The following is a 1,052-nucleotide window of genomic DNA, read 5'->3' as shown; positions in this document are numbered from 1 at the left end:
AGGGAGTATTCATAGACTGGCGTTGCATATGTAAACCAGAGTAGCACTCTATCTTCGCCCGCCGTAATCTCTCCCTGAGCGCCTAAATTTGGAATTGATGCCAAGCTTGAGAAATTGAACGGTAACTGTCTGATGACATTTCCCCTTTCATCTACCTCAGCCAACAAGCTATCCAAGTAAAAGCTTCTGACAAAAAGCCTACCGCGAATTATGTTAGCAGATTCGGGCATAAACTTGACTGGAATCGTCTTTATGGAATTGCTATTCAAACTGAAAATTGTAATTCTGGCTTGCTCAATGTCGCTGAATACAAGTTCTTGCTTCGTCGGGGAGAGCGAGAGATGCCCTCTTGCAATCTCGCCAGCGCCTGAACCCTTCTGAAAAAAAGTAGATGTTAACTTCCTGCTAGGCATTCTGTAAGAAAAAACTTTGCAAGAGGAGTTATCATAAATCAAAACAGCGCTATCAACCACAAACAACTTTTCTGGCATGGTGATTTCTTTGAAATCAAATGTAGCCACCTGAGTTACAACATTTGCTTTCGATAGAGCTAAGCCCGCTCTCTTCAACCTATCTTCACTCGCTTCGCGTGTGAGGGCTGCATAATCAACTTTTTCTCTTGTCGTCATCAAGACAAGAGTTGCCATCGCAGCAACAGTGACGAGAGAAAAAGACAGCGATAGAAAAAATTTCTTCCTCATCCTTGTCGTGAAGAGGTTTCAGGTTTTCATTACGAAAAAGGGGAGAGCAGCCACGCTGTCTCTCCAAAGTATTCAGTACTCTCTCTGGTAGTCACCTTACTCATCAACTTCAATGACAGTGACCTTACACACATCGTTGTTACCCCAGCACCCGAACCACCCGGCGTTAAAGCCATATTCAGTTATTGTTATTTTCTTTTTTGCATATGCAACATCATCAGAATATGCGAGTGCTGCAAGGAGCAGGAGAATTACGCTCAGCCCAGACACAATTTTCTTTTTCATCGTTTGATTGAAGGTTTGAGTTTAAGAAGACTTCTTCCTGTCTCGTGGCAGGAATTGCGGCAAGTC

The 1,052-nt window shown here is 43.3% G+C and carries 2 protein-coding genes; both read right to left on the bottom strand.

Going from position 1 to position 1,052, the window contains the following annotated elements; all coding sequences use genetic code 11:
• The coding region (locus NZM05_12560) for a hypothetical protein (GenBank protein ID MCS7014446.1) at positions 1–647 on the bottom strand (647 nt) is incomplete at its 3' end.
• Positions 648–797: 150 nt separating this feature from the next.
• Positions 798–986 carry a hypothetical protein gene (locus NZM05_12555; GenBank protein MCS7014445.1) on the bottom strand — a complete coding sequence of 63 codons (189 nt, stop codon included), beginning with the start codon at positions 984–986 and terminating at the stop codon, positions 798–800.
• Between the last annotated feature and the right edge of the window lie 66 nt (positions 987–1,052).

The sequence above is a fragment of the Chloroherpetonaceae bacterium genome (assembly GCA_025056565.1).
Classification (GTDB): domain Bacteria; phylum Bacteroidota; class Chlorobiia; order Chlorobiales; family Thermochlorobacteraceae; genus Thermochlorobacter.
This window is presented reverse-complemented; position numbering and strand designations above follow the sequence as displayed.